Source organism: Pseudomonas sp. BJa5 (assembly GCF_030272875.2).
Taxonomy (GTDB): Bacteria; Pseudomonadota; Gammaproteobacteria; order Pseudomonadales; family Pseudomonadaceae; genus Aquipseudomonas.
In genome coordinates, this window is record NZ_JALRNG020000024.1 from 38,147 (window position 1) to 55,241 (window position 17,095).

Here is a 17,095-nt window from a genome sequence, read left to right on the forward strand (position 1 = left end):
CCCCGCGATGTGGTGTGACGCAATCGCGGGGCAAGCCCGCTCCCACAGTTCGCTCCTACAGGTGCTTCAATCGATACCGACAAACCCGCCAGTCTGGTGATGCCACAATCGGGCATACAGCCCCTGGTGAGCGAGCAGCTCGGCATGGCTGCCCATCTCGACGATCCGCCCCTTTTCCAGCACCACCAGGCGATCCATGCGGGCAATGGTCGACAGGCGGTGGGCGATGGCTATCACGGTCTTGCCCTTCATCAGGGTTTCCAGGCTTTCCTGGATCGCCGCCTCGACTTCCGAATCCAGCGCCGAGGTCGCCTCGTCCATGATCAGGATCGGCGCGTTTTTCAGCAGTACCCGGGCAATGGCGATGCGCTGGCGCTGGCCGCCGGACAGCTTGACCCCGCGCTCACCGACATGGGCATCGAAGCCGGTGCGGCCCTGGGCGTCGGACAATTGCGGAATGAACTCGTCGGCCCGCGCCCGGCGTACTGCTTCCCACAACGCGGCTTCGCTGGCATCCGGGCGTCCGTACAACAGGTTGTCGCGGATCGAGCGGTGCAGCAGCGAGGTGTCCTGGGTGATCATGCCGATCTGCGCACGCAGGCTGGCCTGGGTCACCCGGGCGATGTCCTGGCCATCGATCAGGATGCGCCCGCTTTCCAGGTCGTACAGGCGCAGCAGCAGATTGACCAGGGTCGATTTACCAGCACCTGACGGGCCGATCAGGCCGATTTTTTCGCCGGGGCGAATGTCCAGGTTCAGGCCGTCGATGACCCGGCTTCCCTTGCCGTAGTGAAAGCCCACGTTCTCGAACTTGACCGCACCGCGTTCGACCTTGAGCGCCGGGGCGTTCGGCACATCGGTGACGGTGACCGGCTGGGCGATGGTCTGCAGGCCATCCTGGACCATACCGATGTTTTCGAAGATGCCATTGACCACCCACATGATCCAGCCGGACATGTTGACGATGCGGATCACCAGGCCGGTGGCCAGGGCAATGGCACCGACCGTGATCAGCGACTGGGTCCACAGCCACAGGGCCAGGCCCGTGGTGGTGACGATCAGCAGGCCGTTGAGGCTGGTGATGACCACGTCCATGCTGGTGACCACCCGGGCGGCGAGCTGGGTCTTCTCGGTCTGCTCGCTGATGGCATCGCGGGCGTACTGTTGTTCGTGTTCGGTATGGGCGAACAGCTTGAGGGTAGCGATGTTGGTGTAGCCGTCGACGATCCGCCCCATGAGCTTGGAGCGGGCGTCCGAGGAGATCACCGAGCGTTCCTTGACCCGTGGCACGAAGTAGTAGAGCGCGCCGATGTAGCTGGCGATCCAGGCGAGCAGCGGCAGCATCAGGCGCCAGTCGGCTTCGAAGAACAGCACCAGCGAGCTGATGGCATAGATCAGCACATGCCAGAGGGCATCCACGGCCTGGACCGCCGAGTCGCGCAGCGAGTTGCCGGTCTGCATGATGCGCTGGGCGATACGTCCGGCAAAGTCGCTCTGGAAGAAGTTCAGGCTCTGCTTGAGCACGAAGGTGTGGTTCTGCCAGCGGATCATGCTGGTCATGCCCGGGCTGATGGTCTGGTGCACCAGCAGGTCATGCAGGGCGAGAAACACCGGGCGCAGGATCAGCGCCACGACCAGCATCCACAGCAGCTCGCCGGCGTGGTCGCTGAAAAAGTTGCTGGAAGGGGTGCCCTGGGCCAGGTCGATGATCCGGCTCAGGTAACTGAACAGCGCCACTTCGATCAGCGCGCCGATAAAACCGATCACCAGTAGCGCGGCAAAGCTGGGCCAGACCTGGCGCAGGTAGTACAGGTAAAACGGCCAGACCGTGCTGGGCGGCGCCGCCGTGGGCGCCTCACGGAAGATATCGATCAACTTTTCGAAACGGCGGAACAGCATGGAAAGGGTAACTCCTGTCTGGTTCGACCTTAAGGCCTGGGGTCACGTCCCTGTGAGCCCCCGGTGTTTCAGTCGATGCGTTTGGCCGACTTGATGTAGACCGGATCGGCCGGTACGTCGCGCATGCCTCTCTTTACGGTGGTCGGCGAGTTGACGATCTGGTCGACCACCTCCATGCCTTTGGTCACCTTGCCGAACACGGCATAGCCGCGGTCGCGGCCCGGGTTGAGGAAATCGTTATCGGCAACGTTGATGAAGAACTGGCTGGTAGCCGAGTTGGGGTCGGAGGTGCGTGCCATGGCCAGCGTGCCACGGACGTTGTGCAGGCCATTGCTGGCTTCGTTCGTGATCGGCGCCTTGGTTTCCTTCTGCGACATCTGATCAGTAAAGCCGCCACCCTGGACCATGAAGCCCGGGATCACCCGATGGAAAATGGTGTTGTTGTAGAAGCCGCTGTCCACGTATTCGAGGAAGTTCTTGCTGCTGATCGGCGCCTTGACCGGGTCCAGTTCCACTTCGATCGGGCCGAAGCTGGTGTCCAGCAGGACATGGGGCGCTTTGTCGGCCGCCATCAGGCTGGTGGCGAAGACGACCGAGCAGGTGGCGAGCATGAGTTTTTTCAGCATGGGCTCAATGTTCCTTGAGAAGTGGTGGACGCTGACAGGAAGTGCAGCAGCGTCTGGTTGAAAACCTGAGGTTGGTCCAGGGGTGTAGCGTGCCGCGAATCCTCGATCACCGCCAGTCGCGCCTGGGGAATCAGGCGGACATAGCGTTCCTTGAGTTGTATCGGGGTGTAATCCTGGTCGGCGGTGATCACCAGGGTAGGACAGCTGATCTGCGCCAGGCGTTCGCTGACGCCCCAGCCGACGATGGCATCGAAACTGGCAAGGTAGGCGCGCTTGTCGTTCTGGGCCCAGCGCTGGGCCATCTTGCGCCGCAGTTCGGCCTGTTCGGGCTTGGGGAACAGGCGCGCGGCCAGGCCCTTGCCGATGGCTTCCAGGCTCAGCAGGCGGGCCATGGCCCAACGCTTGGCCCACCAGATCCAGTCGCTGCGGGTGCGGCGCTTGACCTCCGGGGCACTGTTGACGATGCACAGGCTGCGCAGCCATTCGGGATGATCGACGGCGAACTGAAAGCCCACCATGCCGCCCATGGACAGGCCGACCAGGTGCACGGGGCCGGTCTGCAACTGTTCGAGCAACGCCAGCAGGTCGGCGCTGAACGAGGCGATGCTGTAGCGCTCGCGGGGTTTGTCGGAGCGGCCGTGGCCGCGGATGTCCATCAGAATCACCCGGTAATGCCGAGCCAGGTCCGGCACCTGCATTTCCCAGTCCCGGGTGCTGGATCCCAGGCCGTGCAGCAGCACCAGCGGCTCGCCCTGGCCGTATTCCTCGTAGTGCAGCGAACAACCTTCATGTTCGAAATAGGCCATGGGCGTGATTCCTGTCAGGCTTGGGCGGGGGCGGCGAAGGGGACGTCCAGCGGCGCGGTGTCGAAGTTGCGCAGCAACTCGATGAGAATCTGCGTGGCCGGACCCAGGGGTTTGTCCTTGTTCGAATAAAGGTAGAACAGTGGATGGCGACTGCCACCCTGATCCAGCGGCAGGGGCTTGAGCAGGCCTTCGCGCAGTTCCCGTTCGATCAGGTGGCGCGGCAGCCAGGCAAAGCCCAGGCCGCTGCTGACGAAGGTTGCAGCGGTGGCCAGGCTGCCCACGGTCCAGCGTTGTTCGGCGCCCAGCCAGCCAACGTCGCGGGGTTGCGCACGGCCCGAGTCGCGGATCACCACCTGCAGTTGGCTTTCCAGGTCCTGGAAGCTCAGCTCGCGGCCCAGGCGGTGCAGGCTGTGTTCCGGGTGGGCGACGGCGACGAACTCGACCGAACTGAGTTCGGTGCCCAGGTAGCCGGAAATATTGAAGCCGCTGATGGCAAGATCGGCGATGCCTTCATGCAGCACCTCCTCGACCCCGGACAGCACCTCTTCGCGCAGGCGTACCCGGCAGCCACGGCTTTGCGGCATGAAGGCGCTCAGGGCGCGGACCAGGCGGGCGTTGGGGTAGGCAGCATCGACCACCAGGCGCACCTCGGCTTCCCAGCCCTGTTCCATGTGGTGGGCCAGGTCTTCCAGCTGGCTGGCCTGTTTGACCAGTTGCCGCGAGCGGCGCAGCAGCACGTTGCCGGCTTCGGTCAGCACCGCTTTGCGTCCGTCGATGCGCAGCAGTGGCACTCCCAGCTGGTCCTGCATGCGCGCCACGGTATAGCTGACCGAGGATTGCGAGCGGTGTAGCGCTTCTGCCGCCTGGGCGAAACCACCGTGGTCGACCACTGCCTGGAGGGTCCGCCACTGATCCAGGGTAACGCGCGGCGCTTTCATCTTCGGCTCCTGTTGTCCTAAGCTGGCGCTCTTTCATGGAGAGCGTCGAATGAAGAAATGTTTTGCAGTACTGCTGGCCCTGCTTCCGCTCACCGCGCTGGCGTACCCCATCGATGTGGAAAAGACCATCGAAGGCGTCAAGATCGACTACGTCACCTACGACACCGACCGCGACATCGGCTCGATCACCGTGAACAACTATGGTGACGTCGCCGCCCAGTGCAAGGTGACCTTCCGCAACGGGCCGGAAGCCCCGCGGGTGCGTCGTGTGCAGGTACCGGCGAAGAAAAGCGTCGATGCCACCGCCAAGTTCAACCGCGAAATCATCAAGCTGCGCATCGCCCTGAGCTGCAAACCGCAGTAGCCAGGGGTACGACTTGCCGTTGAGGGTAGAGCATCGAGCAAATAAAACAAATTAACTGATAGATTGCACCCAGATTTTACGCTTTTTAATCGATCGGTCACTGATTAATCTTCCCTCCATCGACTGACCACATTCGCCGATGGAGGCAACCATGTCCCGTGTACTCGTTATCGAAAGCAGCGCCCGCCAGCAGGATTCGATCTCCCGGCAACTGACCCGTGATTTCGTCAGCCAGTGGCAGACCGCACACCCGGCCGACGTCATCACCCAGCGTGACCTGGCCGTCAACCCGGTCCCGCACCTGGACGCCAACCTGCTCGGTGGCTGGATGAAGCCTGCAGAGCAGCGCAGTGACGAAGAGCTCAAGGCCCTGGCCCGTTCCAACGAACTGACCGATGAAGTGCTGGCCGCCGATGTGCTGGTACTGGCCGCGCCGATGTACAACTTCACCATCCCCAGCACCCTGAAAGCCTGGCTGGACCATGTGCTGCGCGCCGGTGTCACCTTCAAGTACACCGAAACCGGTCCACAAGGCCTGCTGACCGGCAAGCGTGCCTACATCCTCACCGCGCGTGGCGGCATCCATGCTGGTGCGACCAGCGACCATCAGGAACCCTACCTGCGCCAGGTGATGGCCTTCATCGGTATCCATGACGTGACCTTCATCCATGCCGAAGGCCTGAACATGGGCGGCGACTTCCACGAGAAAGGCTTGAACCAGGCCAAGGCCCAGCTGGCTGCGGTGGCTTGAGTCGCACCTGATCTTTCCCGCCTGACACCTGTTGCTCCTTAGGTGTACCTGCCCGGTCATTGACCGGGCTTTTTTGTGGGCGTGAAGAAAACCTGTAGGAGCGGGCTTGCCCCGCGATCACCAGTTGCCCCCACCCCCACGAAAAGCTAAGGTCGCCGCCTCCACAGCAAGGGGCAACCATGGGCTATTTATTGATCGTCGCGCTGATCCAGGCGTTTTCTTTCAGCCTGATCGGCGAGTACCTGGCCGGGCAGGTCGACAGCTATTTCGCCGTGCTGGCGCGGGTGCTACTGGCGGGGCTGGTGTTCCTGCCGCTGACCCGCTGGCGCCAGGTCGAGCCTCGCTTCATGCGCTCGATGCTGCTGATCGGCGCCCTGCAATACGGCATCACCTATGTTTGCCTGTACCTGAGCTTCAGGGTGCTGACGGTGCCGGAAGTGCTGTTGTTCACCATCCTCACCCCCTTGCATGTGACCCTGATCGAGGACGCCCTGAACCGGCGCTTCAACCCCTGGGCGTTGCTGGCTGCACTAGTGGCGGTGGCGGGGGCGGCGGTGATCCGTTTCGACAGCATCAGCCCGGACTTCTTCATGGGCTTTTTGCTGCTGCAGCTGGCCAACTTCACCTACGCCGCCGGGCAGGTGCTGTACCGCCACCTGATCGCGCGCAACCCCAGCGACTTGCCGCACTACCGACGCTTCGGCTACTTCTACCTGGGTGCCTTGCTGGTGGTGCTGCCGGCCTTCCTGGCCTTCGGCAACCGCCAGCACCTGCCCAGCACCGACGTGCAGTGGCTGGTGCTGTTGTTCCTCGGCCTGTGCCCGACGGCGCTGGGGCTGTACTGGTGGAACAAGGGCGCTTGCCTGGTCAATGGCGCTACCCTGGCGGTGATGAACAACCTGCATGTGCCGGTGGGGCTGTTGCTCAACCTGCTGATCTGGAACCAGCACGAGCCCCTGGGCAGGCTGTTCATCGGTGGCGCGGTGATCCTCGCTTCGCTATGGCTCGGCCGTCTCGGCACTGAGCGTGCGGTGCTGGCCGGGCAGGGTCGCGGGTAGCAGGCCGGCGCGCAGGTCGTTGCCGCTGGGTTGCTGGTACAGGCTCAGGCCGAACTCCGGCATCACCGCCAGCAGGTAGTCGAAGATGTCGCCCTGGATGCGTTCGTAGTCAGCCCACACGGTGGTGCGGGTGAAGCAGTAGATCTCCAGCGGCACGCCTTGGGCGGTGGTCTGCATCTGGCGGACCATGCAGGTCATATTCGGCTGGATGTCCGGGTGGCTCTTAAGATAAGCCAGGGCATAGGCGCGGAAGGTGCCGATGTTGGTCATCCGTCGGCGGTTGGCGGACAGCTCGGCGACGTTGCCCTGGGCCTCGTTCCAGCTCTTGAGCTCGTTGCGCTTGCGGGCGATGTAGTCGCTCAGCAGACGCACTTCACCCAGGCGCTGCTCCTCGTCGGGGCGCAGGAAGCGCACGCCGCCGGCGTCGATGAACAGGCTGCGCTTGATTCGCCGCCCACCGGCCTGCTGCATGCCGCGCCAGTTCTTGAACGACTCGGACATCAGCCGCCAGGTGGGGATGGAGACGATGGTCTTGTCGAAGTTCTGCACCTTGACCGTGTGCAGGGTGATATCCACCACATCGCCGTCGGCGCCGACCTGGGGCATCTCGATCCAGTCGCCGACCCGCAGCATGTCGTTGCTGGTCAGCTGCACGCTGGCCACGAACGACAGCAGGGTGTCCTTGTACACCAGCAAAATGACCGCCGACATGGCACCCAGGCCCGACAGCAGCAACAGCGGCGAGCGGTCGATCAGGGTGGCGACGATGACGATCGCGGCGAACACGAACAGCACCATCTTGGCCAGTTGCACATAACCCTTGATCGAGCGGGTGCGCGCGTGTTCGGTGCGGGCGTAGATGTCCAGCAGGGCGTCGAGCAGGGCCGAGAGGGCCAGGGTCAGGAACAGGATGGTGAACGCCAGGGCCACATTGCCGAGGAAATGCTGGCTGGTGGCGTTCAGCTCCGGCACCAGTTTCAGGCCGAACTGCACCAGCAGCGACGGGGTGGTCTGGGCCAGGCGATGGAAGACCTTGTTCTGGCGCAGGTCATTGAGCCAGTGCAGGGCCGGCTGGCGCCCCAGCAGGCGGGCGGCGTGCAGGATCAGGAAGCGCGCCACCCGGCCCAGCACCAGGGCGATCACCAGCAGTACCGTCAGGCCCAGGCCGGCGTGCAACACCGGGTGTTGGTCGAGCGTGCCCCAGAGGTCCAGGGTGTTTTGCCACATCTGTTGAATGTCCATAACGCGTTGAGGAGTGTCCGTATTTCGAAAAACAGGGGGTATTAGAGCGCGGATCGACGGGCGGGGGGCAAAAGAAATTCGGCGTCGACGCCGGAAAACGTTACCCTATGCAACTGAATTTTTTGCCCATGCCCGAGGTACACCCGTGTTTTCCCAATTCGCCCTGCACGAACGCCTGCTCAAAGCCGTGGCCGAGCTGAACTTTGTCGAGCCGACGCCGGTGCAGGCAGCGGCCATTCCCCTGGCGTTGCAAGGGCGGGACCTGCGGGTGACGGCGCAAACCGGTAGCGGCAAGACCGCAGCCTTCGTCCTGCCGCTGCTCAATCGCCTGGTCGACCTGCAGCAGAAGCGCGTCGAGATCCGCGCCCTGGTGCTGCTGCCGACCCGTGAGTTGGCGCAACAGACGCTCAAGGAAGTCCAGCGCTTCTCCCAGTTCACCTTCATCAAGGCGGGCCTGGTGACCGGTGGCGAAGACTTCAAGGAACAGGCTGCCATGCTGCGCAAGGTGCCGGATGTGCTGATCGGCACCCCGGGCCGCCTGCTCGAGCAACTCAATGCCGGTAACCTGAAGCTGGAGCATGTCCAGGTCATCGTTCTGGACGAAGCCGACCGCATGCTCGACATGGGCTTTGCCGAAGACGTCGAGCGCCTGTGCAACGAGTGCCCGAACCGCGAACAGACCATGCTGTTCTCCGCCACCACGGGCGGTGCCAGCCTGCGCGAGATGATCGGCAAAGTGCTCAAAGACCCTGAGCACCTGATGCTCAACAGCGTCAGCCAGCTGGCCGAGGGCACTCGCCAGCAGATCATCACCGCCGACCATAACCAGCACAAGGAACAGATCGTCCAGTGGCTGCTGGCGAACGAGACCTACGACAAGGCAATCATCTTCACCAACACCCGGGTCATGGCCGACCGCATCTACGGTCACCTGGTGGCCAAGGACTACAAGGCCTTCGTCCTGCACGGTGACAAGGACCAGAAGGACCGCAAGCTGGCTATCGAGCGCCTGAAGCAGGGCGGGGCGAAGATCCTGGTCGCCACCGATGTCGCCGCCCGCGGCCTGGACGTCGACGGCCTGGACCTGGTGATCAACTTCGACATGCCGCGCAGTGGCGACGAATACGTGCACCGTATCGGTCGCACCGGCCGTGCCGGTAACGAAGGCCTGGCAGTGTCGCTGATCTGCCACAACGACTGGAACCTGATGTCGAGCATCGAGCGCTACCTCAAGCAGAGCTTCGAGCGCCGGGTCATCAAGGAGGTCAAGGGCACCTACGGCGGGCCGAAGAAGGTCAAGGCCTCGGGCAAGGCGGCCGGGGTGAAGAAGAAAAAGACCGACAAGAAGGGCGACAAGAAGACCACGGCAGCGGCCAAACGCAAGCCGACCGCCAAGCCCAAGCGCAATGCACCGCTGGCCAGCGCCGACGGCCTGGCGCCGCTCAAGCGTCGCAAGCCTGAGGCGGCTGCCGAGTAAAGCCATTCAGGCCTCATCGCGGGGCAAGCCCGCTCCTACAGATAGCTGTGTAGGAGCGGGCTGGCCCCGCGATGGCTTCAAACCTGCTTCTCTGCCGTGCGCAATTCCTGCAAGCGCCGATCGATCAGCTGACACTTGTCAGGCAGATCCCGGCTGGCACTGTCCAGCTTCATCCCTTTCAATTCTTCGTTGATTTCCTTGGCCTTCTGCGGATTCTGCTCCGTCAGTCGAGAAACCTCCTTGGCCAGTTCCTCGCGTTTTTCCGTGGCTTCCTCCAGCGTGCAGGCCCAGCTGGGCAAGGCCAACAGCAAACTGGCGGCGGCAGTGATGTTCAACAAGGTCTTCATGGCGCAACTCCCTGACATGGTTATGCGGTTGAACGCACCCGGGCGCGCAAAGTTCAGTCGAGCCCCCAGTAGGTGTTCGACGAATCCAAGGCTGGCAATACAGGCCTGCAGCCCCCGATAATCGGCACTGGATCCACAGTTGCCGAGAATCTGCCATGCCATACGTGACAACCGGGTGCCTGCAATGAGCGCCACCCGCCGCAATACCGATGCCTTTGCCCTGCAAGTCATGCTGGTGCTGTGCCTGATCTGGGGTATCCAGCAGGTGATGATCAAATGGGCCGCGCCAGACATCGCCCCGGTGATGCAGCAGGCCCTGCGCTCAGGCATGGCGGCGGTGCTGGTGGGGTTGCTGATGTGCTGGCGTGGCGGCTGGGACCAGGTGGCGCACACCTGGCGCGGCGGGGTGCTGGCCGGCGCCTTGTTCGGCCTGGAGTTCCTGTTCATCGCCGAAGGGCTGAAATTGACGTCGGCAGCACATATGTCGGTGTTCCTCTATACCGCACCGGTATTCACGGCCCTGGGCCTGCACTGGCTGCTGCCCAGCGAGCGCCTGCGACCGCTGCAATGGCTGGGCATCCTGCTGTCGTTCGGCGGTATTGCCTTTGCCTTCGCCGGCGGGATGTCGCTGGAGCAGATGGACAGCCGCATGTTGTTGGGCGATGCCTTCGGTGTACTGGCCGGCCTGGCCTGGGGCGCCACCACGGTGGTGGTGCGCGGCTCACGGCTGTCGGAGGCCCCGGCGACCCTGACACTGTTCTACCAACTGGCGGTCGGTTTCGTCGGGCTGCTGCTGATCGCGGCCGTCAGCGGCCAGGTCAGCCACGTCAGCTTTACCCCCGTCTCCATCGGCAGCCTGCTGTTCCAGGGGCTGATCGTGTCATTCTTCAGCTACCTTGCCTGGTTCTGGCTGCTGCGCCGCTACCTGGCTTCGAACCTGGCGGTGTTCTCCTTCATCACCCCGCTGTTCGGGGTGACCTTCGGTGTGCTGTTGCTCGGTGAGCCGCTGAGCATGAACTTCGTGCTCGGGGCCATCATGGTCCTGCTCGGCGTTACCCTGGTCAGTGCCGAGCAATGGATACGCCGACGCTTGCGCAGTCTGCTCGGCTGACCTGCGGGCGCCAGAGCAGTGCACCGGCCAGCAGCAGGCCGCTACCGGCGACGATCAGCGCCGGTTGCAGGCTGCCTGCGAACTGATTGCTCAGGGCGGCCAGCAACGGGCCGCTGAGCTGGCCGACGGCGAAGCAGGCGGTGAGCAGGCCGGCATTGCGCTGGGTGGCCTGGGGCGCCAGCTCCCGCGAGCGTTGCATCACCAGTTGCATGCAGGCCAGGAACGGTCCGCCGCAGAGGATCACCCCCAGGGCCAGCCCCGGACCATTGTCCAGCAGGCAGGCGAACACGCCGACGGCCTGCAGCCACAAGGTGATCATCAACCAGCGCGAGGTGCTGCCGGTGGCCGGGCGACGCAGGCTGGCCACCCCTACACCGATGGCGGCCGCCAGGCCGAAACCCGGCCAGAACAGATCGGCCAGCCAGTGTCCCTGGAAGCGCGCACTGGCCATCTGCGACATGAAGGTGGCCGGGATGATGTAGCCGATCCCGTACAGCCCATAGACCAGGCAGAGGCGGGCAATCCCCCGAGTGGGCGCTGGCATCGTCACTGTGGTGGCAGCCGGCGCCGAAGCTGGCTGCGGGCGTGGCAGGAACGGCAGCACCGCCAGCAACATCGCCAGCGCCGCACCGGCATAGATCAGCCACAGCGGCGCCGAGCCCAGGCCGTACAGGTTGGAGACCAGCGCCAGTAACCCTGTCAGCATGATGCCAACCCCGGGGCCGGCGAAAACCAGTGCGCCCGTGCGCGGTCGGTTGCTGGCTGCGGCGAGCTGCTGGGTGAGGCTGGTGAGCATCACCAGCACCCAGGCGCTGGCCACGCCGGTACCGAAACGCAGCAGCAAATGACTCCAGAAGCCGCTGGCCCAGAACGACGCCAGGGTGAGCAGCGCGCATAGCCACAGGCCGCCGTGCAGGCGTGCGCTGACCTGGCCCGGCCGGCGGGCGAACATGGCGTCCAGCGCACCGAGCAAATAGCCCAGGTAGTTGGCCGCGGCGATCAGGCCCGCGGCGGTGAGGCTGACCTGACCTTCGCCGATCAGGTGCGGCAGTTGCGGGGTGAGGGCGAAGCGACCGATGCCCATGGCCATCATCAGGGCGATGGCGCTGGCGAACAGGCTAATGAAAGGAGACATGTCCAGGTTCCTGAAGCGATGGCGATGACCGTCAGGCTACTGTCGATTGACTTTCAGTAAAATTGAATAATGATGAGAAACTTGTTCTGTTATGGAGAAGATCTCGTGGAGCTCAGCCAGCTACGGATTTTTCAGGCGGTCGCCGAGGAAGGTTCGGTAACCCGGGCCGCCGAACGCCTGCACCGGGTGCCGTCGAACCTGTCCACCCGGCTGCGCCAGCTGGAAGAACAACTGGGTGTCGAGTTGTTTCGCCGTGAGCGCCAGCGCCTGCAGTTGTCGCCGGCGGGCAAGGTCTTGCTCGATTACGCCGCACGCCTGCAGGCGCTGCACGATGAAGCCGTGGCGGCGGTGCAGGGCGGGCAGCCGGCGGGGGATTTCGCCCTGGGCACCATGTACAGCACGGCGGCGATTCATCTGCCGGCCCTGCTGGCGCGTTATCACAAAGCCTACCCGGCGGTGAACCTGCAGGTGCAGGCGGCGCCCAGTGGCGAGTTGTTCGAAGGCCTGCTCAACGGTCGCCTGGATGCCGCCCTGGTGGACGGACCATTGGCCCTGGCCGGGCTCGACGGCGTGCCGCTATGCGATGAAACCCTGGTGCTGATCACCGAGCCGGACCATCTGCCGGTGCGCAGTGCCCGGGATGTGGCCGGGCGGGCGGTGTTCACCTTTCGCCAGGGCTGTTCCTACCGCATGCGCCTGGAAGCCTGGTATGCCCACGATCATGCGGCCATGGGCCGGGTCATGGAAATCGAGTCCTATCCGAGCATGCTGGCCTGTGTGATTGCGGGCGCGGGTGTGGCGCTGATGGCCGAGTCGATGCTCGCCAGCCTGCCGGGTCGCGAGCGGGTGGCGGCGCATCGGCTGCAGGCGCCGTTCGACCAGGCCACCACCTGGCTGATGTGGCGCAAGGGCATGCGTGGCGCGAACTTGAGTGCCTGGATCGATCTGCAACAAGGGGAAACAGTTATGCAGGGGGTGGAAGTGGCGGTGGGGGCTTGATCGAAATCAAACTTGTCCCCAACTCATGTAGCTAGACCATGCGCGATGTCAGACATAGGACTATGATCTGTATGAAGCATCGCAGGATTGAATCACCGTGCAGGCTGACCCGTAAGGGGGAGTTATGAGAAATAATCTGTTCAACTGGCTTCATGACCTGGCTGCGGCCCTGGGCTTGATTCCACCGCCATTGCAGCCGGTGCCGATTCCCACCGATGAGGAGCAGCGCAAGCGCCAGCCTCGGCGCTAGCGCTTGGCTCGGGCCGCCGCATCAGGGCTGATGCGACGGCTATCGTTTGCCTGTATCAGGCCAGGTTTACCGCACCCGCCGGACGACGGGACATCAGGCTCACCAGCACAAAGCTGACCAGACCGATCGCCAGGCTGTAGTAGATCGGCGTGTTGGCATCCATACCATCCTTGAGCATGAACACCAGGGCGGTGACGAAGCCCAGGGACATACTGGTGATTGCCGCCGCAGTGGTGGCGCGCTTCCAGTAGATCGCACCGATCAGCGGCACCAGCATGCCACCTACCAGCAGGTTGTAGGCCAGGGTCAGGGCGCTGATCACGTCTTCGACCACCAGGGCGATACCCAGTACGGCAATACCGGTCAGCAGAGTGAACAGGCGGTTGACCGCCAGGCTCGACTGCTTGCCGCCGCGCAGCTTGGGCAGCAGGTCTTCGGTGAGCACGGTCGAAGCTGCCAGCAGGCCGGCACTGGCCGTGGACATCATCGCCGCCAGCGCAGCAGCGATCACCAGGCCGCGGATGCCGTCAGGCAGGGCGGATTTGACGATGGCGGCAAAGGCGTTGTTGGCATTGTCCAGATCCGGCAGCAGCACGTGGGCCGCCATACCGATCACCGCACACACCAGACCGTAGATCACGCAGTAGATACCGGCGGTGGTACCGGCACGTTTTGCGACTTTTTCGTCACGGGCAGTGAACACGCGCTGCCAGATGTCCTGACCGATCAGGATGCCGAAGAAGTAGATCAGGAAGTAGGTGATGATGGTGTCCCAACCGATGGTGGTCAGGTTGAAGCTGGCTTCCGGCAGCTTGGCCACCAGTTGATCCCAGCCACCGACGCGGTACAGGCAGATTGGCAGCAGGATGAACATCAGGCCGACGGTCTTGATCACAAACTGGACGATGTCGGTCAGGGTCAGCGACCACATGCCGCCGATGGTCGAGTACACCACCACCACGCCACCACCGAGCAAGATCGACGCCCAGAACGGCAGATCGAACAGCACCTGCAGCACAGTACCGATGGCCAGGGTCGAGGTCACGCCGATCATCAGGGCGTAGGCCAGCATGATCACCGCACTGGCCTGGCGGGCCATCGGGTTATAGCGACGCTCCAGGACCTGGGTCACGGTGAAGATTTTCAGGCGCAGCAGCGGTTTGGCGAGGAACAGGTTCAGGGCGATGATGCCCAGGCCCAGTGCCGCGCACAGCCAGAAGCCGGAAATACCGTGCACATAGCCCAGCTTCACGGTGCCGACGGTGGACGCGCCGCCCAGGACCGTGGCGGCCATGGTGCCCATGTACAGGCTGGGGCCCAGGTTACGCCCGGCGACCAGATAGTCTTCGTGGGTTTTTGCCCGGCGCATGCCGTACCAGCCCAATGCGAGCATGCCGGCGGCATAGATCAATACAACAAGTATGTCCAAGGCCATGGGTGTCTCCGATTATCTTTTTTATGTGAGATCGTGCCTGCGCACGGATTACCTGCGCAGGTCATTTCTTCGTAGTGCGGCCCGTCTTGTGCGGACCGCCGTCATGGCTCCTGCCGGGGTGAAGCTCCTTGCCGGTGACTGTTAGCGATGTGCTACGCCGGGCAGAACACAGAGCATTTCGTACAGCAGGTTGGCGCCGAGCAACGAGGTGTTGCCGGTGGTGTCGTAAGGCGGCGAGACTTCGACCAGGTCGCAGCCGATCAGGTCCAGGCCCTGGCAGCCACGGATGATTTCCATCGCCTGGATGGTGGTCAGACCACCGATTTCCGGGGTGCCGGTGCCTGGGGCCCAGGCCGGGTCGATGCCGTCGATGTCGAAGCTCAGGTAAACCGGGCCGCCGCCGACTTTCTCGCGCACTTCGGCCATCAGCGGTGCCAGGGACTTGTGCCAGCACTCTTCGGCCTGGACCACACGGAAGCCCTGCTTGCGGCTCCAGTTGAAGTCTTCGGCGGTATAGCCCTGGGCGCGCAGGCCGATCTGCACCACGCGGTCGCAATCCAGCAGGCCTTCTTCCACGGCGCGGCGGAAGGTGGTGCCGTGGGCGATTTTCTCGCCGAACATGTGATCGTTGACGTCGGCGTGGGCATCGATGTGCACCAGGCCTACCTTGCCGTGCTTCTTGTGGATCGCCCGCAGGATCGGCAGGGTGATGGTGTGGTCGCCACCCATGGTCAGGGGGATGATGTTGTGTTCGAGGATCTCGTCGTAGGCTTCTTCGATGATGCGCACGGCTTCAAGCAGGTTGAAGGTGTTGATCGCCACGTCGCCGATATCGGCGACCGACAGCGAATCGAAGGGCGCGGCGCCGGTGGCCATGTTGTAGGGACGGATCATCACCGACTCGGCACGGATCTGCCGTGGGCCGAAGCGGGTGCCCGAGCGCAGCGAGGTACCGATATCCAGGGGGATACCGATGAAAGCCGCATCCAGGCCTTCGGCGCTCGGCAGATGAGGAAGGCGGAGCATGGTGGCGATACCGCCGAAACGCGGCATTTCATTGCCGCCCAGTGGTTGGTGAAGAATCTTGTCCACGGTCGGGCCTCATCGATTCGATTGTTCTAGTTGTTGGAACCTGTCTCGCGGGCCTGGGTAGATCCCGTTTACGCCGGTGAGCAGGTGCATTGCAGCAAAGTCTGCAAAAGGTAGTGGCCGAAGAGAATCGCTACAGGCAAATACTTAGTTCAGGTTTTCCTAAACTAATCGCGAAAAGCCGGTTAGACTTTCTGCATTGCCGTCTATTCTGGACTCCGATTTCCATGGCCTCCGCACTGCCTGACCTGAAACTCCTGCGCATTTTCGTCAGCGTCGTGCGCCACCAGGGCTTCGCCAACGCCCAGCGCGAACTCAACCTGTCGACCTCGGCCATCAGCACCTACATGAGCCAGCTGGAAGCGGCCCTGGGCATCGTGCTCTGTCACCGTGGCCGTGGCGGTTTCAGCCTGACCAGCAAGGGCGAGCTGTTCCATCAGGAGACCCTGCGCCTGCTGGCGGAGATGGACGGCTTCGAGCAGTACGCCGCCGCCCTCAAGGGCGAGCTGCGCGGTACGCTGAACCTGGGAGTGATCGACTCGACCGTCGGCGACCGCGCCTTGCCCCTGGCCGAAGCCATCGGCGCCTACAGCCAGGAGCACCCGGCGGTACACCTGCACCTGTCGGTCTCCAGCCCCTACGAGTTGCAGCTGGGCGTGCAGGACAACCGCCTGGACCTGGCCATCGGTGCCTTCTCCACGCGCATGAGCGGGCTGGTGTACCAGCCGCTGTACCGCGAGCAGCACTGGCTGTACTGCAGCAACCGCCATCCGCTGTTCCATGAGCGGCGCATTCCCGAGCAGGTCATCACCCAGCAGCGCATGGTCGGGCGTGGCTACTGGAGCCAGGCAGAACTGGCCCGCCATGGCTTCAAGCACAGCGCGGCAACGGTGGAAAGCATGGAGGCGCAGCTGATTCTGGTGCTCTCCGGCGCCTATATCGGCTACCTGCCGGAACACTATGCCCAGGCCTGGGCCGACAAGGGCGATTTGCGGGTATTGTCGCCGGCCACGTTCGGCTACCAGGCGCCGTTTTCCATGATCATTCGCCGGGGACGCAGCCGTGAACCGCTGATCCAGACCTTCCGCGATTTGCTCAAGGCGCAGCTCACGCCCGCTTGACCGAAATGTCGTCTTGAAAAATCAAATAAACCTGGTGATTTCCTCGGTTATTAACGATTTCTCAACAATTCTTTTGCTAAATATTTCCTTGCTTTGACGTGTTTCCCCCTAAAATTCCAAGCAAGGAATTGCCTAGATGCGCATGAATTTGCCCGTCACTGAGCATGAAAGAACCTTCCCCCACGACCAGCGCCTGATCTCCACCACCGACCTCAACAGCCGCATCACCTATTGCAACGATGCCTTCGTCGCCATCAGCGGCTTTACCTACGAAGAACTCCTTGGACAGCCACACAACCTGGTGCGCCATCCTGATATGCCGCCGGCGGTATTCGGCCATATGTGGGAGACCATCAAACAGGGCAAGCCGTGGATGGGCGTGGTCAAGAACCGCGCCAAGAACGGCGATTACTACTGGGTCAGCGCCTACGTAACGGCCATCTATGA

17 protein-coding genes and 1 pseudogene are annotated in these 17,095 nt (G+C 63.1%); 9 read left to right on the forward strand and 9 right to left on the reverse strand.

Features of this window, described 5'->3' with window-relative positions; all coding sequences use genetic code 11:
- Positions 1–66 precede the first annotated feature (66 nt).
- The 4 genes from M2D63_RS15025 to M2D63_RS15040 form a co-directional block, all read right to left on the reverse strand.
- Positions 67–1,899, reverse strand: coding sequence for an ABC transporter ATP-binding protein (locus M2D63_RS15025; protein ID WP_285863731.1), 1,833 nt, complete (start codon positions 1,897–1,899; stop codon positions 67–69).
- 68 nt (positions 1,900–1,967) lie between these two features.
- Positions 1,968–2,525: a peptidylprolyl isomerase gene (locus M2D63_RS15030; RefSeq protein WP_285863732.1), complete on the reverse strand. Its 558-nt coding sequence runs from the start codon at positions 2,523–2,525 to the stop codon at positions 1,968–1,970.
- A complete protein-coding gene (locus M2D63_RS15035) occupies positions 2,519–3,331 on the reverse strand; it encodes an alpha/beta fold hydrolase (RefSeq protein ID WP_285863733.1) in 813 nt (270 codons plus the stop codon). Before M2D63_RS15035 ends, M2D63_RS15030 begins: the two co-directional genes overlap by 7 nt.
- Before the next feature lie 14 nt (positions 3,332–3,345).
- Positions 3,346–4,269, reverse strand: a complete 924-nt coding sequence (locus M2D63_RS15040) for a LysR family transcriptional regulator (RefSeq protein ID WP_285863734.1) — start codon at positions 4,267–4,269, stop codon at positions 3,346–3,348.
- 49 nt (positions 4,270–4,318) lie between these two features.
- Here M2D63_RS15040 and M2D63_RS15045 point away from each other — a divergent pair, with 49 nt between their 5' ends.
- The 3 genes from M2D63_RS15045 to M2D63_RS15055 all read left to right on the forward strand — a co-directional run bounded on the left by M2D63_RS15045 (position 4,319) and on the right by M2D63_RS15055 (position 6,442).
- Positions 4,319–4,633, forward strand: a complete 315-nt coding sequence (locus M2D63_RS15045; protein ID WP_285863735.1) for a 3-phosphoglycerate kinase — start codon at positions 4,319–4,321, stop codon at positions 4,631–4,633.
- A 151-nt stretch (positions 4,634–4,784) separates the two neighbouring features.
- Positions 4,785–5,384: an FMN-dependent NADH-azoreductase gene (locus M2D63_RS15050; RefSeq protein ID WP_285863736.1), complete on the forward strand. Its 600-nt coding sequence runs from the start codon at positions 4,785–4,787 to the stop codon at positions 5,382–5,384.
- Positions 5,385–5,563: 179 nt separating this feature from the next.
- A complete protein-coding gene (locus M2D63_RS15055) occupies positions 5,564–6,442 on the forward strand; it encodes a carboxylate/amino acid/amine transporter (protein ID WP_285863737.1) in 879 nt (292 codons plus the stop codon).
- Here the strand turns inward: M2D63_RS15055 and M2D63_RS15060 are convergent.
- Positions 6,383–7,684, reverse strand: coding sequence for a mechanosensitive ion channel family protein (locus M2D63_RS15060; protein ID WP_285863738.1), 1,302 nt, complete (start codon positions 7,682–7,684; stop codon positions 6,383–6,385). The genes M2D63_RS15055 and M2D63_RS15060 overlap by 60 nt on opposite strands.
- A gap of 145 nt (positions 7,685–7,829) precedes the next feature.
- On the opposite strand from M2D63_RS15060, the gene M2D63_RS15065 reads away from it, so the two are divergent.
- On the forward strand, positions 7,830–9,161 hold the full coding sequence (locus M2D63_RS15065; RefSeq protein ID WP_285863739.1) for a DEAD/DEAH box helicase: 1,332 nt from the start codon (positions 7,830–7,832) through the stop codon (positions 9,159–9,161).
- 77 nt (positions 9,162–9,238) lie between these two features.
- Here the strand turns inward: M2D63_RS15065 and M2D63_RS15070 are convergent, their stop codons facing one another.
- On the reverse strand, positions 9,239–9,508 hold the full coding sequence (locus M2D63_RS15070; RefSeq protein WP_285863776.1) for a hypothetical protein: 270 nt from the start codon (positions 9,506–9,508) through the stop codon (positions 9,239–9,241).
- Between the two features lie 184 nt (positions 9,509–9,692).
- On the opposite strand from M2D63_RS15070, the gene M2D63_RS15075 reads away from it, so the two are divergent.
- A complete protein-coding gene (locus M2D63_RS15075) occupies positions 9,693–10,619 on the forward strand; it encodes a DMT family transporter (RefSeq protein ID WP_285863740.1) in 927 nt (308 codons plus the stop codon).
- Here the strand turns inward: M2D63_RS15075 and M2D63_RS15080 are convergent.
- On the reverse strand, positions 10,570–11,754 hold the full coding sequence (locus M2D63_RS15080; RefSeq protein ID WP_285863741.1) for an MFS transporter: 1,185 nt from the start codon (positions 11,752–11,754) through the stop codon (positions 10,570–10,572). The two genes, M2D63_RS15075 and M2D63_RS15080, sit on opposite strands and share 50 nt — an antisense overlap.
- A 105-nt stretch (positions 11,755–11,859) precedes the next feature.
- On the opposite strand from M2D63_RS15080, the gene M2D63_RS15085 reads away from it, so the two are divergent.
- Together M2D63_RS15085 and M2D63_RS15090 are read left to right on the forward strand one after the other, a co-directional pair.
- A complete protein-coding gene (locus tag M2D63_RS15085) occupies positions 11,860–12,753 on the forward strand; it encodes a putrescine utilization regulator PtrR (RefSeq protein ID WP_285863742.1) in 894 nt (297 codons plus the stop codon).
- Between the two features lie 124 nt (positions 12,754–12,877).
- On the forward strand, positions 12,878–13,003 hold the full coding sequence (locus M2D63_RS15090) for a PA1414 family protein (RefSeq protein ID WP_256205393.1): 126 nt from the start codon (positions 12,878–12,880) through the stop codon (positions 13,001–13,003).
- 55 nt (positions 13,004–13,058) lie between these two features.
- On the opposite strand, the gene M2D63_RS15095 is transcribed toward M2D63_RS15090, so the two are convergent.
- Both M2D63_RS15095 and speB read right to left on the reverse strand, forming a co-directional pair.
- Positions 13,059–14,438, reverse strand: a complete 1,380-nt coding sequence (locus M2D63_RS15095) for a sodium:solute symporter (RefSeq protein ID WP_285863743.1) — start codon at positions 14,436–14,438, stop codon at positions 13,059–13,061.
- Between the two features lie 141 nt (positions 14,439–14,579).
- Positions 14,580–15,530 carry an agmatinase gene (gene speB / locus M2D63_RS15100; RefSeq protein WP_285863744.1) on the reverse strand — a complete coding sequence of 317 codons (951 nt, stop codon included), beginning with the start codon at positions 15,528–15,530 and terminating at the stop codon, positions 14,580–14,582.
- 224 nt (positions 15,531–15,754) lie between these two features.
- Between speB and M2D63_RS15105 the strand changes: the two genes are divergently transcribed.
- Together M2D63_RS15105 and M2D63_RS15110 are read left to right on the forward strand one after the other, a co-directional pair.
- On the forward strand, positions 15,755–16,648 hold the full coding sequence (locus M2D63_RS15105; RefSeq protein ID WP_038613562.1) for a LysR family transcriptional regulator: 894 nt from the start codon (positions 15,755–15,757) through the stop codon (positions 16,646–16,648).
- Between the two features lie 142 nt (positions 16,649–16,790).
- Positions 16,791–17,069, forward strand: a pseudogene (locus tag M2D63_RS15110) (PAS domain-containing protein); the annotation flags it as partial.
- Positions 17,070–17,095 lie beyond the last annotated feature (26 nt).